Consider the following 1,893-nt stretch of genomic DNA (forward strand, 5'->3'; position numbering starts at 1 on the left):
GTCCCCCGCAACGTGGGGTTCCCACCCGCTCGGTGGTCTGCGTCGTGGTTCCGGGCTCGTCGTCCAGGCCGCACGCGGCGAGCGTGTGATCGGCTTCGGCGCTGTGTCTCCCGGGTGCGCGAGGCGGCCCCAGATGATCCCGGCCGCGGTGCGCATGCCCTGGAACACCGACCAGCACGGCAGAGGACGTCACGGATGTTGTCCACAGCCATCAGGGAGCCGACGAACGATTCCAGTCGCGGCCAGGGCATGGTGGCGACATCGCCGCCGGTGACGACCACGTCGCGGACGGCGGCGTTGCGGCGTAGGTAGTCTGGCGCCGCCCCGGTTCAGCGGGTTCGTGAACTCGTGGTTGTCGACGTTCCGTGCGGTGCTCGACCCGGCGCGCGGCGTTGCCGGCGACTACGCCACGGCGGCGTGTCACCGGCGCTCTGGCGAGGCACTTGTTGTCCCTGGCGACCGAGGTCGGCGGCATAGGTGCCGCTGCCGCGGCCCTCACCTCCGAACTTCCGCGAGTGCCACGCCTTCCTCACGGCAAGCCCCGGCCGTCCAGGCCCCCGGCTTGGAGCGGCCACGCCGTAAACGCCGAGGCTCACGCGGTGCCCGTCGGCGTTGACGCCGGTGGCCACCGTCAGGAAGGACGAAACAACGAAGCCGAACCTCCGGCCGCACTCGCCAGCGCCCAGCGCACGTCTCGCCACGCCACGCCCGCAGCCATGACCGCGCCGCGAGTACCTCCGGCGGACACGGGATGCGGCCGGGCCGAGGGGCCGGCTCCGTTCTCTGGCCCGAGGCGGCCGAAGCGGGGTTCCCGCGTCGGCAACCCGCTGGTACGGGGTCGCTTCCCAGACGTGACCGTGCGGCCAGTGCGCTCTGCGGGGGCCGTGGGGCAACCTGGCCCGTAGACGGCCGGCCGTCCACCAGCCGGTCCATGAGCGGAACGGTCCGGGCAAGGGGGCCGGGACGGAGGTGTTGTGGGCTGTCGTGTCATGCTGCGCCGCCTGCGGGCCGCGGACGAGGAGGAGTTCGTCCGCCTCGCCGAACAGAGCGCGGAACTGCACGGGGACTGGGTCAGGACGCCGGCCGACTCCAGGGCCTTCCGCGAGTATCTGGGCCGGTTCACCGACCCGGCGGCCGGCGAAGCACTACTGATCAAGCGGGCGGACACGGGCGCCATCGCCGGTCATGTCACCCTCACCGGCATCGTCCGAAGACCCTACGACCGCGCCGTCCTCGGTTTCGCCGCCTTCACGCCGAACGCGGGGCGGGGCTTCATGATGGAAGGCGTGGGGCTGACCGTCCTGTACGCGTTCGGCCTGCTCGGCCTGCACCGGGTGGAGGCGGACGTCCAACCTGGCAACGAGCCGTCCCGCCGCCTGGTCCGCCGGCTCGGTTTCCGGCGTGAGGGCTTCTCCCCCGGGTTCATCAACATCGGCGGCGTCTGGCGCGACCACGAGCGCTGGGCCATCACCGTCGGCATGACCACGAACCTTCCCCCATGTGACGCGACCCTGATGCCCTAGCGGAGGGCACGAACACGAAGGCGCTGGTGGTCCGGCCAGAGCGACACGCCCTGCCCAACAAGGACACGCGCACCGGACGCACCGAACGAGCCGGGGCCCCGACCGGCGACCGCGAACCCGTGTAGCGGAGCGCCGCTCCAGCCGCCGTTCGCCCTCTCGCGGCACCGAACGTCCCATACCCGCCGGCTAGTGGGTGCGGGTGTGCAGCAGGTCTTCGGTGTAGGCGGCGAGGCGGGCGGCATCGTCGGGGTCCAGGGTCTTCAGGGACAGGTCGACGGGCTTGCCGCGGTCGATCGCGGACAGCGGTTCCGCGGGCGGACGGTCGATCCATTCGGTGATCGGCCGAACCGAGCGGGCGACGGGGCGGGCG

At 72.2% G+C, this 1,893-nt stretch carries 1 protein-coding gene and 1 pseudogene; one reads left to right on the forward strand and one right to left on the reverse strand.

Going from position 1 to position 1,893, the window contains the following annotated elements:
• Positions 1 to 974 precede the first annotated feature (974 nt).
• Complete coding sequence (locus E1281_RS39425; RefSeq protein ID WP_243717814.1) at positions 975 to 1,523, forward strand: GNAT family protein; 549 nt, start codon at positions 975 to 977, stop codon at positions 1,521 to 1,523.
• 186 nt (positions 1,524 to 1,709) lie between these two features.
• Here the strand turns inward: E1281_RS39425 and E1281_RS39430 are convergent.
• Positions 1,710 to 1,893, reverse strand: a pseudogene (locus E1281_RS39430) (short-chain dehydrogenase); the annotation flags it as partial.

Origin of the sequence: Actinomadura sp. KC345 (assembly GCF_004348515.1) — a bacterium.
GTDB lineage: Bacteria > Actinomycetota > Actinomycetes > Streptosporangiales > Streptosporangiaceae > Spirillospora.